Here is a 17,196-nt window from a genome sequence, read left to right on the forward strand (position 1 = left end):
CCGGCCGCTTCCAGCCTAGGAAAAGCACGAAGAAGGGCGAGTCAGGGACTCCCCTGACTCGCCCCTGATTCTGGGTGAGCTGGACTCGGTATCAGCGCATGCGCGCCCGCGCGGCGGCGACCAGCGCGGCGAACAGCTCGCGGTCGGGGCCCTCTTCGGGATGCCACTGGACGCCGACCACGAAGCGATCGCCGGGTCGTTCCATCGCGTGCGGAATGCCGTCTGCGCCGCTCGCGGTGATGACGAAGCCCGGGTGCTCGCCGACGCCCTGATGGTGATGGCATTCCACCTCCGCACGCTCGCCGAGGATCTGCCCGATCCGCGTGCCGTCCGCAAGCTTCACCGCGACGTGGCCGTAGACGCCGTCGCCACCCGAGTGCACCTCGTCGCCGCCCGCGTCGGGAAGGTGCTGGATCAGCGTCCCCCCGGCCGCCACCGCCATCAGCTGCATGCCGCGACAGATCCCGAGAACCGGCAACTCGTCGGCATCGGCCGCGGCGAGATACGCCAGCTCGGACGCATCCCGATCGTCGTACCAGACGGTGACCGTCGGATCCGGCTCCTGCCCGTATCGGTAGGGCGACACATCCGCGCCGCCCGCGATGATGATCGCATCGAGCCGGTCCGCCACTGCAGCCGCCTTCTCCGCGTCGGCCACCGGCGGCAGCAGCACGGGAGCGCCGCCGGCCTCCTCCACGGCACGCGCATAGGAGGCCGGGAGGAGGTCGGCGTTCACACCGGGCCAGGTTCCCCACGTCGCGCTCTGGCGGTACGTGGTGATGCCGATCACCGGAACGCGCTCACTCAAAGTCGCTCTCCAGCGGGGTCACGTACGCGTGCGACAGGCCGCCGTCCACGAGAAACTCGGTGGCGGTGATGAAGCTGGACTCGTCGCTGCCGAGGAAGGCCACCGCGTTCGCGATCTCCTCCGGCTCCGCGAAGCGTCCCATCGGAATGTGGATGAGGCGCCGCGCGGCGCGCTCGGGATCCTTCGCGAAGAGCTCCTGCAGCAGCGGCGTGTTCACCGGACCCGGGCACAGCGCATTGACACGGATGCCCTTGCCCGCGAACTGCACACCGAGCTCGCGGGTCATCGCCAGCACGCCGCCCTTGGACGCGGTGTAGGAGATCTGCGAGGTGGCCGCACCCATCAGCGCCACGAACGACGCCGTGTTGATGATGGATCCGCCGCCCTGCTCCAGCATGTACGGGATCACCGCCTTGCAGCAGAGGTAGACGCTGGTGAGGTTGACGTTCTGCACGAGGTCCCAGGCCTCGATCCCGGTCTTCAGGATCGAGTCGTCGGAGGCGGGTGAGATGCCGGCGTTGTTGAACGCCACATCGATGCGTCCGTACTTCTCCTTGGCGAGCGCGAACATCGCCTCCACCTGTTCGGCGTTGGTCACGTCGACCGCGGCGAACGCGCCGCCGAGTTCCTCCGCGATCGCGATGCCGTTGCTGGTGGGCAGGTCTCCGATGACCACGGTCGCCCCTTCAGCGGCGAACTTCCGTGCCGTGGCGAGGCCGATTCCGCTGGCACCGCCGGTGATGACGGCGACCTTCCCGTCGAGCTTTCCCATGTGTGTTGCCTTTCGTGTTGCGAGAGTGTGAATCGTCAGGATTCGGTGGAGATGAAGACGTTCTTCACCTCGCTGAACGAGTTGGGCGCGTCGGGTCCGAGCTCACGCCCGAGTCCCGACTGCTTGAATCCGCCGAACGGCGTCCAGTACCGCACCGACGAGTGCGAGTTGATCGAGAGGTTTCCAGAGTCCACCGCGCGCGCCATGCGCAGCCCGCGGCCGAGATCGCGGGTGAAGATCGACCCGCTGAGGCCGTACTCGGTGTCGTTCGCCTTGGCGATCGCGTCGGCCTCATCGCGGAACGGCATGACGGCCACGACGGGTCCGAAGATCTCCTGCGTCCACACCGGATCCGTCAGCGTCCGCGGCAGCACCACGCTGGGCGCCACCCAGAAGCCGTCGCCGCCGGTGCCGGCCTGCCCGGAGAAGGCGACATCGGCGTCGGCCAGATAGGCCTCGACGCTCGCCTTCTGGTGCGCCGAGATGAGCGGCCCCATCTGCGCGGCATCGTCACTCGGATCCGTCACCCGGAAGTCGGCCACGGCCGGACGCAGCAGCTCCAGGAACCGCTCGTACACGCTCTCCTGCACGAGGATCCGCGAACGAGCACAGCAGTCCTGCCCGGCATTGTCGAACGCGCTGCCCGGTGCGGTGGCGGCCGCGAGCTCCAGATCGGCGTCCTCGAAGACGATGTTCGCGCTCTTGCCGCCGAGCTCCAGCGTGACGCGCTTCACCTGGTCGGCACAGCCGCGCATGATGCCCTTTCCGACGTCCGTGGATCCGGTGAAGCAGACCTTGCGCACCAGCGGATTCGTCACGAACCGCTCGCCCACCACGCGTCCCTTTCCGGGGATCACCGTGAAGACGCCCTCGGGGAGGCCGGCATCGCGCGCCAGCTCGCCGATGCGCATCGCCGTCAACGGGGTAAGTTCCGCCGGCTTCAGCACCACGGTGTTGCCGGCCGCGAGCGCGGGCGCGAAGCCCCACCCGGCGATCGGCATCGGGAAGTTCCAGGGGACGATCACGCCCACCACACCGAGCGGTTCGTGGAAGGTGACATCGACGCCACCCGGCACCGGGATCTGGAGGCCGAAGTGACGCTCGGGGGCTGCGGAGTAATACGTCAGGACGTTGCGGACGTTCTCCGCCTCCCAGACGGCGTTGCCGATGGTGTGGCCCGAGTTCGCGACTTCGAGCGCCGCGAGTTCGTCGACGTGCGCGTCGATCGCTGCCGCGAACTCACGCAGCAGGCGCGCTCTCTCGCCCGGGGCGACCGCACGCCAGGCCGGGAATGCGGCGTGCGCGCGTTCGATGGCCGCGTCGGTCTCCGCGAGGTCGGCCAGGCCGACCGCGCCGATCGACTGCCCCGTCGCGGGATTGATCACGACGGACTCGCCGCCGCCGTGGAAGGGGGATGCGGGGATGCGCATGAATCAGAGCCTTTCGAAGCCGCGGCGGAGTTCCCAGTCGGTGACCGCCGCATCGAAGGCGGCGATCTCCACGTCAGCGTAATTCGTGTAGTGACGGACGACCTCCTCGCCGAACGCGTCGACGGCGAGCGCGGAACCAGCCCACTCCTGTCGCGCTTCGGCCAGCGTCTTCGGCACGACCGGCGCGTCGGATGAGTAGGCGTTGCCGACCAGTTCCGGTTCGAGTTCCAGCTCGTGCTCGATGCCGTGCAGGCCGCCCGCCAGCATCGCGGCGAGCGCGAGGTAGGGGTTCACGTCTCCACCCGGGAGCCGGTTCTCCATCCGTGCACTCGCCCCTTCGCCGACCAACCGAACCGCACACGTGCGATTGTCCATGCCCCAGGCGATGGCCGTCGGCGCGAAGGATCCGAGAGCGAAGCGCTTGTAGGAGTTGATGTTCGGCGCGTACAGCAGCGTGAACTCCCGCATGGTGGCAAGGACTCCCGCGATGAAGTGGTCGTACACCTTCGTACGCGTGTGGTTCTCAGCGTCCCAGAACACCAGGGCGCCATCGTCCTTCCCACGCAGCGACATGTGGATGTGGCAGGAGTTGCCCTCGCGCTGGTTGGGCTTCGCCATGAAGGTGATGGACCCGCCCGCAGAACGCACGACGTCCTTCGCGATGGTCTTGTAGACGGAGTGGTTGTCAGCGGTGGTCATGACCTCGGCGTACTTGAAGGCGATCTCGTGCTGACCGAGGTTGCACTCCCCCTTCGCCGATTCCACCGTCATGCCCGCGGCATAGCTGACCCGACGGATCTCGCGCAACAGTGGCTCCACGAGCAGCGACCCCAGCACCGAGTAGTCCACGTTGTACTGGTTCATCGGCACGAGATCGCGGTAGCCGTTGTTCCAGCCCTGTTCGAACGATGTCTGGAACATCACGAACTCCAGCTCCGTGCCCGCGAATGCGGTGAAACCCAGCTCGGCCGCGCGCTCGATCTGGCGGCGCAGGATCTGACGCGGCGACACCTCGACGGGGGTGCCGTCAGCGAGGGTGAGATCGCACTGGATCATCGCCGTGCCCGCGCGGTTGGGCAGCAGCCGGATCGTATCGAGGTCCAGCACGAACATCATGTCGCCGTACCCCTTCTCCCAGCTGGTCAGCTCGTACCCGTCGACGGTGTTCATCTCCACGTCCACGGTGAGCAGGTAGTTGCAGCCCTCCGTTCCATGCCCGAGCACGCTGTCGATGAAGAACTCGCCGTGGATGAACTTGCCCTGCAGGCGGCCCTGCATGTCGGTGAAGGCGAGCAGGACCGTGTCGATATCGCCGGCGGTGATGGCGGATCGGAGCTGCTCGGCAGTGAGCATTCGGTCGTTGCGGGTTGCGGTTGTCATGAAGAAGACCTCGGATCTTGAGTGATGTGAGGGGTGTTCAGGGGACGAGGGATCAGGTGACGAGACCGCGCAGCAGCGCGGCGGTCGCGTCGCAGTGCTCGCGCATCACGGCACTGGCCGCATCGGGATCGCGGTCCAGGATCGCCTGAACCACACCGCGATGCTGCTCGTCGGAGTGGTGGATGTTCGGCTGCAGGAACGGAATCCGCGCGAGCAGCCGGTGCACGCGGATCAGGGTCTCGCCGCAGGAGGCGGCGAGGGTGGGAGAGCCGGAGGCCGCGGCGATCGCGAGGTGCAGCCGGGCATCCGCCTGTCGGTAGTCGGCGGGTTCGTGCGTCTGCTCCACGTCGGCGAGGCTCCGCAGCAACAGCTCCCGTTCCGGCGCCGACAGATCCCTGGAGGCTGCCGCGGCGGCCGCACCGGGCTCGACGACGCCACGCAGCACGGTCACGTCGGTGAGTTCGGCTTCCAGCTGCGCACGGCTGAGTGCGTCCGGTGCCGCCGGGTCGGGGCGGCTCTCCACGACCGTTCCTCCGCCGCGTCCACGGCTGGTGGTGACGAGTCCCGCGGCCCGCAGCGCACTGATCGCTTCGCGCAGCGTGGCGCGAGACACATCGAGCCGCGCGGCCAGGTCACGCTCGGACGGCAGCCGATCACCGGGACGGAGGATCCCCAGCTGGATCGCGGATCCGAGCTGTTCGACGCACGATTCGAAGGTCATCTGCGAGCGCACCGGGCGCAGCACGAGATCGATGAGCGGCGAGGGATCCTCCGTTCTGGTGTTCACGCTCTCACTCCTCCAGCAGCAGGCCGGCGTCCTTGGTCAGGTGCGGGGCCTCGTCGTGGGACATGAAAGTGCGCTTGCCGTAAGCGAACCAGAGGACGATCGCGAGGATCGCCACCACCGCCACCGCGACCGGCGCGTAGTTGAACGTGTCGATCGTGATTTCGGCCACCGGAGGCAGCACGAACAGGATCACGATGAAGACGACCCACACCACCGCGATCCATCCGATCACGGCGCTCCACCGGCCGAGGTTCCACGGCCCGGGCTTCCACGCGGAGTCCAGGCGGCGCAGCAGCACCGGCGTGACGTACGCGATGTAGAGACCGATCACCGCGACCGATGTCACGGCGGCGTAGGCCGTGTAGTTGAACAGCGCGGGAATCGTGAGGATCACCGACAGCACGACGCACAGCCAGATGGAGTTCGTCGGGGTTCCGGTGCGCTTGTTGACCTGCGCCCAGATGCGCGAGCCCGGGATCGCGTTGTCGCGCGAGAACGCGTAGCTCATGCGCGAGTTCGCCGTCACCGATGCCATGCCGCAGAAGAACTGGGCGCCGCACACGATGAACAGCAGGAACTTCGCGACATCCGGGTTCTCGAGGGCGTCGATGAAGATCTGCGCGGGGCCGGAGCCGAGCGCGGTGCCGACGATCCCCGCGAGGCCCTCTTCGCTGCCGTCCGGGATCGCCGCGACGATCGTGTACAGCAGGATCCAGCCGCCGATGATCGAGATCAGCACGCTCATCACGATGCCGCGGGGAGCGGCGATGGAGGCGTTCTTGGTCTCCTCGGCCACGTGCGCCGAGGCGTCGTATCCGGTGTAGGTGTACTGGGCCATCAGCAGGCCCATGAGGAAGACGTACGGCCCGAAGGTCCAGCCGGTCTCGTTGTGCCAGGTGGTGAACGTCCACGCCACGTCCTGGTGCTGGGCCGGCATGATCCAGAGCACGGCGACGATGATCACGACGCCCACGATGTGCCACCAGGCCGACACTGTCGAGAGCAGGCTGACGAGATTCACCCCGAAGGTGTTCAGCAGGCCGTGGATCACGATGAGCACGACGAAGAGTCCGAACGTGTTGAGGGTGGTCACCTCGACCCCCCACATGAGGTTCGCGAACGCCATCATGGTGGCTGCCGCGCCATAGTCGATGGCCGCGGTCACGGCCACTTCGCCGAGGAAGTTGAACCAGCCGACGAACCAGGCCCACTGGCGCTTGTTCTTCTTCGCGAGACGTCCGGCCCAGAAGTAGAGGCCACCGGCGGTCGGGTACTTGGAACAGACCTCTGCCATCGCGAGGGCGACGCACAGCACGAAGATGCCGACCAGCGGCCATCCGATCGTGATGGCCGTGGGTCCACCCGACTTCAGTGCGATGTTGAACGAGGTGATGCACCCCGCGAGGATCGAGATGATCGAGAACGACACCGCGAAATTGGAGAAGCCGGACATTCCCCGGTGGAGCTCTTGTTTGTAGCCGAGTTCGGCGAGAGCCGCCGCGTCATCGTCGACGTGAGTCACCGGAGTTCTTGACGATTCTTCGCTCATTGCACTTCCCATCGGATTCACAGAAAGAAACAGTTGAGCGATTGTCGTGCCCGCGAGCGCTGAATGTCAATGGCCTGACTTCAGACCGATAGAACTTTTCACACGCCCGAAACGTCGCGGGAGGAGGATCGCACCTCAGAACCGCTACGGAGCCACGTCGTCAGCTCAGCGGGCGCGCGGATGGGCGAGCGTGTACACGTCGCGGAGGGCATCGACCGACACGTGCGTGTAGATCTGGGTCGTCGTGACCGATGCGTGACCCAGCAGCTCCTGCACGACGCGGACGTCGGCGCCGCCCTGCAGCAGATGAGTGGCGAAGGAGTGGCGCAGCGTGTGGGGTGAGACGTGGGCGCTCAGCTGCGCGCGTTCGGCGGCGGACTGGATCACCAGCCACGCACTCTGCCGCGACAGCGGCGCCCCCCGGGCGCCGAGGAACAGCTTCGGCGTGGCCGTCCCTCGCGCGGCCAGCGCCGGACGCACGCGGGTGAGGTACGCGTCGACGGCCGCGCGCGCGTACGATCCCACCGGCACGATGCGCTCCTTCGACCCCTTGCCGCGGAGCCGGATCACATCGCCGTGTGCGAGATCGTCGACGTCGAGTCCGATCGCCTCCGATACACGCGCACCGGTGGCGTACATGAGTTCCAACAGGGCACGATCGCGGAGGCCAATCGGATCATCCGACGGCGGGGCGTTCAGCAGCGACTCGACCTGGGCGATCGTGAGGGCTTTCGGGAGTCGTCGCGGGGGCTTGGGCGGGCGGAGCCGACCGGTGGGGTCATCGGTGTCGATTCCTTCGCGCACCAGGAAACGATGCAACCCGCGCACCGAGGACTGCATGCGGGCCAGGCTCGTGGCCGCGGGCGGTGGATCCAGACTGGCGCGCTGCGCGGCGAACTCCGCGACGATCACCGGTGTGATGCTCGCGGTATCGTCCACTCCGGCGTCGGTGAGCCACTGGGCATAGGCGGTGAGGTCACGTCGGTACGCGGCCACCGTGTGCTCGGCAAGTCCCCGTTCGATCGTGACGTGGCGCAGGTACTGGTCGACCGCGCGCTCGATGCGCATGGCTCAGGCGTCGCCGCGACGCAGGACCTCGGCGGCCGCGAGCGCGCCGAACGCGAGGATCCCGTTCTGGAATCGTCCGGCCAGCACGCCGTCCACCACGTCGCTCAGCGCCACCCACTCGCGACGCATATCGGCCTCCTCGCCCTCGCGGACGAAATCGGTACGCACGCTGGAGAGACCGCGCGCCAGGTAGATGTGGATGATCTCGTCGTTGCCGCCCGGGGTGGTGTGGATCGATCCGAGCAGCTGCCACCGATCGGCCTGCAGGTCGGCCTCTTCGGCGAGCTCGCGTGCGGCAGCGACCTGGGTGTCCTCCCCCGGAACGTCGAGGAGCCCGGCCGGGATCTCCCAGTCGCGCGAGCGGATCGGGTGGCGGTACTGCTGGATGAGGATCATTCGATCCGCGTCATCGAGCGCCACCACGGCGGCCGCTCCCGGGTGGTGCACGAAGTCGCGGGTCAGCGTCTCATCGCCGTACGCGAAGGTCTCCGTCACCACGTCCCAGACCCGCCCGTGGAAGGCGGTGCGCCGCTCGATCCCGTCGCCCAGGGCAACGGGCTCGTCGCGCAGCAGGTGGGTGGCCGATCCGCCGGTCGGCGCGTCGATGTGCGTCATGGGTTCCCTTTCGAGCGGTAACGGACTGCGGCCGGGCCGTGGGGCCCGGCCGCAGTCATGCGGTGATCGCCGTCACTCGCCATTCTCGACGGCGAACAGCTCCGAGCTGTGGTGACGCTCCAGCGCTGCGCCGATCAGGCCGCGGAACAGCGGGTGGGCGTCCGTGGGGCGCGAGCGCAGTTCCGGGTGCGCCTGGGTGGCGATGTAGTACGGGTGCACCTCGCGGGGAAGCTCGACGAACTCCACCAGGTCGAGTTCCGGGTTGAGTCCGGAGAACACGAGCCCCGCCTCGGACAGCTGGTCGCGGTAGGAGTTGTTGACCTCGTAGCGGTGACGGTGACGCTCCTGCGCCGTGGTGCTGCCGTAGACCTCTGCCGCGATGGATCCCTCCGCGAGGGCGGCGGGGTACAGGCCCAGACGCATCGTTCCGCCGAGGTCGCCGGCCGCGATGATGTCGACCTGCTCTTCCATCGTGGCGATCACCGGTGCCGCGGTGTCGGGGTCGAACTCTGTGGAGGAGGCACCCTCGATGCCCGCCTGGTTACGGGCGTACTCGATCACCATGCACTGCAGGCCCAGGCAGATGCCGAGCGTGGGGATGCCCTGCTCGCGTGTGAACCGGAGCGCACCGAGCTTGCCCTCGATGCCGCGGATGCCGAACCCACCGGGCACGACCACACCGTCGAGGTGCGCGAGCGCTTTCGCCGCGCCCTCGGGCGTGGTGCAGGTGTCCGAGGCGATCCACTCGATCTTGACGTGGGTCTCCTGCGCGAACCCACCGGCGCGGAGCGCTTCGGTCACGGACAGGTATGCGTCGGGCAGATCGATGTACTTGCCCACCAGGCCGATCGTGACCTCGTGCTTGGGGTTGTGCACCGCGCCGAGCACCTTGTTCCAGCGAGTCCAGTCCACATCGGTGGCACGATCCTGCAAACCGAAGGCATCGACGATGTACTGGTCGAGACCCTGCTCATTGAGCATGGTGGGGATGTCGTAGATGCTCGGCACGTCGGTGGCGTTCACCACCGCGTCCTCGTCGACGTCGCACATGAGCGCGATCTTGCGCTTGTTGGACTCCGTGACGGGCCGATCCGAGCGCAGCACCAGGGCGTCCGGCTGGATGCCGATGGAGCGGAGAGCGGCGACGGAGTGCTGCGTGGGCTTCGTCTTCTGCTCACCCGATGCGCCCATGAAGGGCACCAGCGACACATGCACGAAGAACACGTTCTTGCGGCCCAGTTCGTGACGGATCTGGCGGGCCGACTCGATGAACGGCTGCGACTCGATGTCGCCCACCGTGCCACCGATCTCGGTGATGATGACGTCGGGCTGCGGGTCGTTCGAGGCCTGCAGGCGCATGCGGCGCTTGATCTCGTCGGTGATGTGCGGGATGACCTGCACGGTGTCGCCGAGGTACTCGCCGCGACGCTCCTTGGCGATGACCTGCGAGTAGATCTGACCGGTGGTGACGTTGGCGGCCTGGCTCAGCTCGATGTCGAGGAAGCGTTCGTAGTGGCCGATGTCGAGGTCGGTCTCGGCGCCGTCATCCGTCACGAACACCTCGCCGTGCTGGAACGGGTTCATCGTTCCCGGGTCGACGTTCAGGTAGGGATCGAGCTTCTGCATCACGACGTGCAGTCCACGCGCCGTGAGGAGGTTGCCGAGGCTGGCGGCTGTAAGGCCCTTGCCGAGACTGGAGACGACGCCCCCGGTCACGAAGATGTGTTTGGTGACCTTCTCAGAGGAGGTCGCCGGGGAGGAAGAGTTCGCCGCGTTGTTATCCGTCACGGACTTCCACCCTATCAGCGGTTTCGACCTTTCGGCTGAGAATCCGATTCGCGGCTCAGCTTTCGGCGGCGAGCGCGGCGGTGAGTTCCGCGGCCGTGGGCGGGTTCGCGCCGGTGCGCGAAACCGTGACTGCAGCTGAGGCGAGGGCGCTGTCGAGGGCGCCGATCACCGCATTGCTCGTGATCGGCGCACCGGTCACGAGCGCGCGATCCGTGCCGTCCCGCAGGAGTCCGAAGAGCAATCCCGACATGAACGCATCGCCGGCGCCAATCGTGTCGGCAACCGTGGTCGCGCGCGCCGCACGGTGGTGCACGACCCCGTCCACGAGGGCGATGCATCCGTCAGCACCGCGAGTGATCACCACGAAGCGCACGCCCGCGGCGGCGAATTCGGCGAGCACGTCCTCGAGCGGAGTGTCGGGGCGCAGCCACTCCGCGTCCTCGTCGCTGAGCTTCACCACGTGGCAGGATGCGGCGAGGGCGAACGTCCGCTCTCGAGCACCCTCCCCCATCACCGCGGCTCGGATGTTCGGGTCGAAGCTCAGCATCGTGTCGCTGTCGGCCGCGACGTACGCCGCGCGCACCGCGGTGGCCTCGCCGTCGCGCAGCGCGCCGATCGATCCGGTGTGCACGAGCCGCAGCCCGTGCAGCGCGGGCACCGGGATGCGCCCGTCGAGGTCGAAGTCATAGGTGGCGCTCCCGGCGTCGTCGAGGGTCGCCCGTGCCGACCAGGTGCGTGAGTCGCCCACGGAATCCGGCCCGAGCGCGACGCCGGCCGCGACAAGGTGCGCGCGAATCAGGTCGCCATGCTCATCGGCGCCGATCACGGTGTGTAGGACGGTCGGCTCCCCCAGCCGAGCCAGTCCGACGGCCACGTTCATCGGCGAACCACCCGGGTGCGCGACGCCCGCGACGATGTCGACGAGCGCTTCGCCGATCACGGCGATCGCCGGCTGGGCGTCGGGGCCGGCGGTGACAGAGGTGTCCGAGGTCATGGCTGCTTCCTGTCAATGGGCGATCGACGAGCGGGCGATCGGTCGGTGGACGAATCGGCGCGCGCCTCCCGGGCAGGAGCGATCATGCGCCGATCACCGACGTTACCGCTGTGTCGCGTGCACGCGTGTCGACTCGCACCGGATCGATCGCCAGTCGGCGCAGCAGGACATCGCCGCCCTGCGCGGACACGACCAGCGCAGCTCCTCGTTCGGCGAGCAGATCCGTGATCACGCGGGTCCCGTCGTCCGCGAACAGCTCCACGGAATCGTGGTCGAGCCAGAGCTCCAGGCTCACGACACCGTCCGTCGCGAGGGCGACCGATTCGACACTCGCGAAACCGGCCGGCATCTCGGCGGCACCGGGACGACGGTCCAGGCGCACGGTCGTCGCGTCCACCTCGACCACGGCCGAGCCGCCGAGGTTCAGGTGCAGACTCGCGCCCGGCGCGATGTCGGCCACCACTTCCACCCGGCAGCGCACCGGTAGCTCGGTCCGCAGCGGCTCGTCAGCGGCAACCGTCGTGTCGACGAACGTCTCCCCGGCATTCACGGCAGGCGCGACGACCCGCTGCCGCAGCAGCACACGGCCGCCCAGACGCACCAGCGAGAGCCGACGCGCGAGTGTCATGGCCCCGCGTCGCGGCGCATCGTCGTCCACGGGCAGCGCGCCGGCGTAGTCCCAGTTGCTCATCCAGGCGATGAGGGTCCGTTCGTCGTCAGGCAGCCCGGCGAACGTCACGCCCGCGTAGCAGTCCCGGCCGTGATCCAGCCAGTCGAGTTCGGCGAGCTCGGTCCGAGAAGCCATCGCGCCCGCCTCGCGCCGCGGGGGTGCCTCGTCGGCGACGAAGCGCACGCCGTCGAATCGTCCGATGACGTACTGCGTCCCCGACCCGCCGGCGATCCCGCCGGGATTGATGCTGATCAACAGCACCCACCGCACATCGTCGGGATCCCCGTCGATGGCCAGCGGGAACAGGTCGGGGCACTCCCAGACGCCTTCCGTGGCACCGCGCGGGCCGTAGTCAGACAGGTAGGCCCACGTGATCAGATCGTCCGACCGGTACAGCACCACTCGGCGTTCGACGGCCTCGACGGCCACCATCACCCAGTACTCACCCTCGATTCCCGCGTAGCGGAACACCTTCGGGTCCCGGAAGTGCGCGGACTTCCGATCCAGCACCGGATTTCCCGGATACGGCGTCCACGTGAGCCCGCCGTCGAGGCTGGAGGCGATGCCCTGCGTCTGCCGCTCCCCCGCTAGCGTGTAGATCGCGACCAGCGGGGCCACGCCGTCCGATCCCAGCCCGCTGGTGTTCTGCGCGTCGAATACGGCCGACCCGGAGAAGATCTCATCCGTCGGCGTGTATCCGATCGCCACCGGATGCTCCTGCCAGGTCACGAGATCCGTGCTGGATGCGTGCCCCCAGCTCATGAAGCCGTGCGTCGGCCCGTGTGGGTTGTACTGATAGAAGAGGTGATACCGATCGCGGTGCCGGATCAGCCCATTGGGGTCGTTCATCCAGTTGCGGGCCGGGCGGAAGTGCATCGAGCAGGTTTCGGGGGTCATCGTCTCTCGTAACGGGGGAACATCGTCTCGGTCAGCGGAGGTCACTTGCCGGCACCGGCGGTGAGACCCTCGCGCAGCGGCTTCTGGCCGAAGACGAACACGATCAGGGCCGGGATCATCGAGATCACCACACCGGCGAGAACCGTGGACACGCTTCCGGTGCCGAGGTTGCCCTGCAGGGTGACAAGACCCAGCGGCAGGGTGAAGTTCTGCTCGCTGATGGTCATGATCAGGGGTCGGAAGAACTCGTTCCAGTGGTAGTTGAAGGCGAGGATGCCGACGATCGCGAGTCCCGGCGTGGACAGCGGGAGATAGATCCGGAAGAACGTCCGCCAGGGGCCGGCGCCATCCAGTTCCGCGGCCTCCCCCAGCTCGTCCGGCAGTCCCAGGAAGTACTGACGCATCAGGAACGTTCCGAACGCGGTGGGCAGCGCCGGGATGATGAGCGCCAGCAGCGTGTCCGCGAGACCCATCCCGCGTACCAGCATGAAGACCGGGACGATGATCACCTGGAGCGGCACCATCATCGTCGCGAGGATCATGCCGAACAGCACCTTCTTGCCGCGGAACTCGTAGCGGGCGAAGACGTAGCCGGCCATCGCCGCGCTGATCATCTGCCCCGCGGCGATCAGTCCGGTGACCAGCGCGCTGTTCCAGACGTAGAGCCAGACCGGGATCTTGGTGAAGACGTCGCCGAAGGCGGCGAGTCCGAAGGACGTGGTGTGCGTGACGGCGTCGGTCGGCGTGAGAGCCGTGATCAGCGTCCAGACGACGGGAGCGAGGGTCAGAGCCGCCGCCACGATCAGGACGACGAAGGTGCCGACGCGGCCGAGGGCGGGGAGGATCGCCCGGGAGCGGAGTGCGGGAGTGGACATGGTCGACCTCATCCGTAGAAGACGAAACGCTTGCTGAGCTGGAACTGGATGCCCGTGACGAGCATGATCAGCAGCGTCAGAGCGATGCCGATCGCGGATGCCCCGCCGAAATCGAGTTGTCGGAAGGCGGACTCGTAGATCACCATGACCGCGGTGCGCGTCTCATCGCCGGGGCCGCCGCGCACCAGCACGTATGGCTGATCGAAGATCTGCAGAGCGTTGATGATCGCCATCACCGTGGCCACCAGCATCGTGGGACTGATCAGCGGGAGCGTGATGTGGCGGAACTGCGACCAGCCGCGTGCGCCGTCGATCGAGGAGGCCTCGTACACCTCGCGCGGGACGGCGGCGAGCCCGCCGAGGAACAGCAGGAACGTGAACCCGAAGTTCTGCCACACGTACACGAGCAGCACCACGGTCTTGGCGCCGAGACCCGTGGTCAGCCATCCCACCTTGCCGACGCCGAACAGTCCGAGCACCTGGTTGACGAGGCCGAACTCCTGGTTGAACAGGTACGACATCACCAGCGAGACGGACGCGGCCGAGAGGATCAGCGGGAAGAACAGCGTCGAGCGGAAGAACGTGCTGAGCCATCGGGGCATGCGGGCCTGCACCAGCACGGCGAGCAGCAGCGCCACGGCGAGCTGCAGCGCCACCGCCACGACGACGAATCCGATCGTGTTGAGGAACGACACGCGAATGGTCGGGTTCGTCGCCGCGTTCACGAAGTTGTCGATGCCGACGAACTCGGGCGCGGTGATGATGTCCCAACGGAAGAACGCGAGCACGACGGAGGCGAGGATCGGCAGGAAGCTGAACAGCCCGAGCCCGATCACTGTGGGAGCCAGGAACACGGCGATCAGCGATCGCGTTCCCCGCCGCTGCGTGCCCGCGGGGCGCACGGAGCCGGCGGCGATGGTGGAGGTCGCGGTGGAGACAGTGGTGGACATCAGCGTCCCTTCAGGGCGAGTTCGAGGTCACGTTGCATGGTCGAGAGCCCGCGACGCACACCGGAGGTGCCGTTCGTGATGGTCGCGACGACGTTCTTGATGAGGGCCTGCTCGACGGCGGCCTGCTGCGGCGGTGCCGGGATCGGACCGGTCGTCGGGAAGTGGTCGAGCGTGTCGTAGAACACCTTCCAGTGCGCGGGGCCGGTGCCGGCACCGTAGAGCGCGTCGTTCAGCGACCGGCGCGTCAGGGACGAATCGGGCTGCGGATGCGCGATGGTCATCCCCTCCACCGAGACGCAGTACTTGAGCCACTCCCAGGCCTCGTCCTTGCGGCGCGAGGTCTCCATGATCGCGTAACCCGCGGCGCCGAACTGGTGTCGCTGGCCGCGCATGCGGGGGAAGAAGGACACGTCGTAGTCGTCGTTGGCGAAGCCCGCTTCCTTGAGGCCCTTGACCCAGAAGCCGCCGGCGGGAGTCATGCCGACCGCGCCGGTGGAGAACAGCGAGACCAGTTCGTTGCCACCGCCCTGGGCGGGGTTCGCCGCGAGCCCTTCCGACACCATCCGCTGCAGCACCTCGAAGCTCTCGACAGTGCGGTCGTTCAGCGCGTCGGCGTTCTCCCACAGGTAGCCGCCGCCACGCGGCGCTTCGCTCGGGTAGAACTGTTTCCAGAACCACTCCCCGCCCGGCGCCTTCTCCTCGGTGACGATGCTCGTCTCGTTGATGTAGAGCCACGGCACCACACCGCCCCAGAGGCGGTTGTTCCAGAAGTACGGCAGGAAGGATCCCTGACCCGATTCACGCATCGCGCGCGCCACGGTGAAGAAATCGTCCACGCTCCAGTCGTCCGCCGGACGCTCGAGACCGGCGCGCTGCAACGCCTTCGTGCTGTAGTACACGTTCGCGGCGTTGAAGTTGTCGGGCAGCTGGAAGAGGCTGCCACGGTACAGGAACGCCTCGATGAGCGACGGGTGAACGTCGTCGAAGTACTCCTGCATCTCGCTCGCGTCGCGACGCACGTAGTCATCGAGCGGGTGCGCCATACGCGAGGCGAACAGCTGCGCGCCCTCCGTGGCCACGGTCACCACATCGGGTGACGTGCCGGCCGCGACCATCGTGAGGATCTTGGCGAAATAATCGCCCCAGTCGGTCCCCTGGATCGCGACGATGCGGACCGGGATGTCGGGGTGCTTGCGCTGGAAGCCTTCGACGAGGCTCTGGCGAGCGGCCGCGTCCTGGGCGGTGCCGAGCAGCGCCACCGTGAGCGCGTCGTCGCCGCGCCCCGGGATGTCCAGGCCCGTCAGGCGCGGCCAGGAGATCGCCGTGCCCACCAGTCCCAGCCCCAGAACGCCGAGCATCGCCCTGCGTGAGATGTCAACCACGTCGTCGTGTCTCCTCGTGCTGAAGTGAGTGATCGCCCAAAACCGGCGATGCTGAATTGATTCAGCACGCGATGCTAACAACATCTCGCTCCGCGACGCAACTGAATTGCTGAATTAATTCAGCATCGTGTCGCCCGATCGATCCGGCGGGTGTCGCTATCGTGGGAGGAAGACCGTGTCGCACGAGCCGAGGGGAGCGCCATGACCGAGCAGCCTCCCGCTCGCCGCCCCACGCTCGCCGATGTCGCAGCGCGTTCCGGCATGTCGAAGGCGGCCGTGAGCATGATCCTCAACGACCGGCCCGGCACACGGCTCTCGGCCGAGGCTGCCGAAAAGGTGCGCGCTGCCGCCGCCGAACTCGGCTATCGTCCCAATCCCGCCGCGCAGAGCCTGCGGCTGGGCAAGACTCGCACTCTCGGGTTCATCTCCGATCAGGTCACCATCACCCGATACGCATCGGGAATGATCCGCGGCGTGCTGGCCGCGGCGAAGGAGCGCGATCAGACGGTGCTCATCGCGGAGACCGGGGGGACGGAGGATCTCGCCCAGGTCATCCAGCAGATGACCGATCGCCGGGTGGACGGCCTGCTCATCGGACTCATGGCGGCACGGCAGATCGATGTTCCGAAGGTGCCGCACGACGTTCCGGTTGTGGTGGTCAACGGCAGGTCAAGCACCGATCACCCGAACATCCTGCCCGACGAACGGGCGGCCGGTGTGCAGGTGGCGGAGCACGTGATCACTCGAGGCCACCGGAGGATCGGTGTCATCGGCCCGCTCCCCCACATCGCCGGCGACCTCCGCCTGTCCGCCACCATCGGCGAGCGCTTCGAGGGGCTGGACAGTGTCTTGGACTCGTCCGCCGCACAGATCGTGCGCATCGACGTCGACGGATGGCGACCGGACGTCGGCTACGACAAGACGCACGAACTCCTCGTCGCCCATCCGGACATCACCGCGATCATCGCCGGAAACGACAACGTCGCCTTCGGCGTCTATCAGGCGATGAGCGAGCGCGGGCTCCTGGTCGGCGCCGACATCTCGGTGATCTCGTTCGACGACGAAGAGCTGGCTGAGTTTCAGCGTCCGGGCTTGACGACCGCGCGTCTGCCGTATGAGGAGATGGCGCGACGGGGCGTGGAGATGCTGCTAGGAGAGCGGGAGCTCTCGCACGAGCGCATCGCGATGCCGCTCATCGTTCGAGACTCGGTGCGTGCCCCGCGAGGCTGAC

The 17,196-nt window shown here is 67.4% G+C and carries 15 protein-coding genes; 1 reads left to right on the forward strand and 14 read right to left on the reverse strand.

The genetic code is table 11. The features are described from left to right. Nucleotides 1–91 precede the first annotated feature (91 nt). The 14 genes from ABTV68_RS14030 to ABTV68_RS14095 all read right to left on the reverse strand — a co-directional run bounded on the left by ABTV68_RS14030 (nt 92) and on the right by ABTV68_RS14095 (nt 15,965). Entirely contained in the window at nt 92–808 is a 717-nt protein-coding gene (locus tag ABTV68_RS14030) for a gamma-glutamyl-gamma-aminobutyrate hydrolase family protein (RefSeq protein WP_433674320.1), read from the reverse strand. After that, entirely contained in the window at nt 801–1,580 is a 780-nt protein-coding gene (locus ABTV68_RS14035) for a 3-oxoacyl-ACP reductase (RefSeq protein WP_433674321.1), read from the reverse strand. The genes ABTV68_RS14030 and ABTV68_RS14035 overlap by 8 nt, the downstream gene beginning before the upstream one ends. A gap of 35 nt (nt 1,581–1,615) precedes the next feature. Next, on the reverse strand, nt 1,616–3,010 hold the full coding sequence (locus ABTV68_RS14040) for an aldehyde dehydrogenase family protein (RefSeq protein WP_433674322.1): 1,395 nt from the start codon (nt 3,008–3,010) through the stop codon (nt 1,616–1,618). Between the two features lie 3 nt (nt 3,011–3,013). Beyond that, a complete protein-coding gene (locus tag ABTV68_RS14045) occupies nt 3,014–4,390 on the reverse strand; it encodes a glutamine synthetase family protein (RefSeq protein ID WP_433674323.1) in 1,377 nt (458 codons plus the stop codon). Nucleotides 4,391–4,442: 52 nt separating this feature from the next. Further along, entirely contained in the window at nt 4,443–5,177 is a 735-nt protein-coding gene (locus ABTV68_RS14050; RefSeq protein WP_433674324.1) for a FadR/GntR family transcriptional regulator, read from the reverse strand. A 4-nt stretch (nt 5,178–5,181) separates the two neighbouring features. After that, on the reverse strand, nt 5,182–6,726 hold the full coding sequence (locus ABTV68_RS14055) for an amino acid permease (protein WP_433674325.1): 1,545 nt from the start codon (nt 6,724–6,726) through the stop codon (nt 5,182–5,184). A gap of 165 nt (nt 6,727–6,891) precedes the next feature. Beyond that, a complete protein-coding gene (gene xerD / locus ABTV68_RS14060; RefSeq protein ID WP_433674326.1) occupies nt 6,892–7,794 on the reverse strand; it encodes a site-specific tyrosine recombinase XerD in 903 nt (300 codons plus the stop codon). 3 nt (nt 7,795–7,797) lie between these two features. Next, a complete protein-coding gene (locus ABTV68_RS14065; protein WP_433674327.1) occupies nt 7,798–8,409 on the reverse strand; it encodes an NUDIX domain-containing protein in 612 nt (203 codons plus the stop codon). A gap of 72 nt (nt 8,410–8,481) precedes the next feature. Next, a complete protein-coding gene (locus ABTV68_RS14070) occupies nt 8,482–10,197 on the reverse strand; it encodes a CTP synthase (protein WP_433674328.1) in 1,716 nt (571 codons plus the stop codon). 55 nt (nt 10,198–10,252) lie between these two features. Further along, nucleotides 10,253–11,191 carry a PfkB family carbohydrate kinase gene (locus ABTV68_RS14075; protein ID WP_433674329.1) on the reverse strand — a complete coding sequence of 313 codons (939 nt, stop codon included), beginning with the start codon at nt 11,189–11,191 and terminating at the stop codon, nt 10,253–10,255. 82 nt (nt 11,192–11,273) lie between these two features. Beyond that, entirely contained in the window at nt 11,274–12,758 is a 1,485-nt protein-coding gene (locus ABTV68_RS14080) for a GH32 C-terminal domain-containing protein (RefSeq protein ID WP_433674330.1), read from the reverse strand. A gap of 41 nt (nt 12,759–12,799) precedes the next feature. Further along, nucleotides 12,800–13,633 carry a carbohydrate ABC transporter permease gene (locus tag ABTV68_RS14085; protein ID WP_433674331.1) on the reverse strand — a complete coding sequence of 278 codons (834 nt, stop codon included), beginning with the start codon at nt 13,631–13,633 and terminating at the stop codon, nt 12,800–12,802. A gap of 8 nt (nt 13,634–13,641) precedes the next feature. Next, nucleotides 13,642–14,583, reverse strand: a complete 942-nt coding sequence (locus ABTV68_RS14090) for a carbohydrate ABC transporter permease (RefSeq protein WP_433674332.1) — start codon at nt 14,581–14,583, stop codon at nt 13,642–13,644. Next, a complete protein-coding gene (locus tag ABTV68_RS14095; RefSeq protein ID WP_433674333.1) occupies nt 14,583–15,965 on the reverse strand; it encodes an extracellular solute-binding protein in 1,383 nt (460 codons plus the stop codon). The genes ABTV68_RS14090 and ABTV68_RS14095 overlap by 1 nt, the downstream gene beginning before the upstream one ends. A gap of 201 nt (nt 15,966–16,166) precedes the next feature. Here ABTV68_RS14095 and ABTV68_RS14100 point away from each other — a divergent pair, with 201 nt between their 5' ends. Next, nucleotides 16,167–17,195, forward strand: coding sequence for a LacI family DNA-binding transcriptional regulator (locus tag ABTV68_RS14100; RefSeq protein WP_433674334.1), 1,029 nt, complete (start codon nt 16,167–16,169; stop codon nt 17,193–17,195). Nucleotide 17,196: the final 1 nt, after the last annotated feature.

This window comes from Microbacterium gorillae, from assembly GCF_050990725.1.
Taxonomy (GTDB): Bacteria; Actinomycetota; Actinomycetes; order Actinomycetales; family Microbacteriaceae; genus Microbacterium; species Microbacterium gorillae_A.

What these genes read in the sequence shown, in the direction of transcription:
- ABTV68_RS14090 (WP_433674332.1), bottom strand. Translation starts at nt 14,583, where the DNA reads ATGTCCACCACTGTCTCCACCGCGACCTCCACCATCGCCGCCGGCTCC.
- ABTV68_RS14045 (WP_433674323.1), bottom strand. Translation starts at nt 4,390, where the DNA reads ATGACAACCGCAACCCGCAACGACCGAATGCTCACTGCCGAGCAGCTC.
- ABTV68_RS14035 (WP_433674321.1), bottom strand. Translation starts at nt 1,580, where the DNA reads ATGGGAAAGCTCGACGGGAAGGTCGCCGTCATCACCGGCGGTGCCAGC.
- ABTV68_RS14055 (WP_433674325.1), bottom strand. Translation starts at nt 6,726, where the DNA reads ATGAGCGAAGAATCGTCAAGAACTCCGGTGACTCACGTCGACGATGAC.
- ABTV68_RS14040 (WP_433674322.1), bottom strand. Translation starts at nt 3,010, where the DNA reads ATGCGCATCCCCGCATCCCCCTTCCACGGCGGCGGCGAGTCCGTCGTG.
- ABTV68_RS14080 (WP_433674330.1), bottom strand. Translation starts at nt 12,758, where the DNA reads ATGACCCCCGAAACCTGCTCGATGCACTTCCGCCCGGCCCGCAACTGG.
- xerD (WP_433674326.1), bottom strand. Translation starts at nt 7,794, where the DNA reads ATGCGCATCGAGCGCGCGGTCGACCAGTACCTGCGCCACGTCACGATC.
- ABTV68_RS14085 (WP_433674331.1), bottom strand. Translation starts at nt 13,633, where the DNA reads ATGTCCACTCCCGCACTCCGCTCCCGGGCGATCCTCCCCGCCCTCGGC.
- ABTV68_RS14075 (WP_433674329.1), bottom strand. Translation starts at nt 11,191, where the DNA reads ATGACCTCGGACACCTCTGTCACCGCCGGCCCCGACGCCCAGCCGGCG.
- ABTV68_RS14065 (WP_433674327.1), bottom strand. Translation starts at nt 8,409, where the DNA reads ATGACGCACATCGACGCGCCGACCGGCGGATCGGCCACCCACCTGCTG.
- ABTV68_RS14100 (WP_433674334.1), top strand. Translation starts at nt 16,167, where the DNA reads ATGACCGAGCAGCCTCCCGCTCGCCGCCCCACGCTCGCCGATGTCGCA.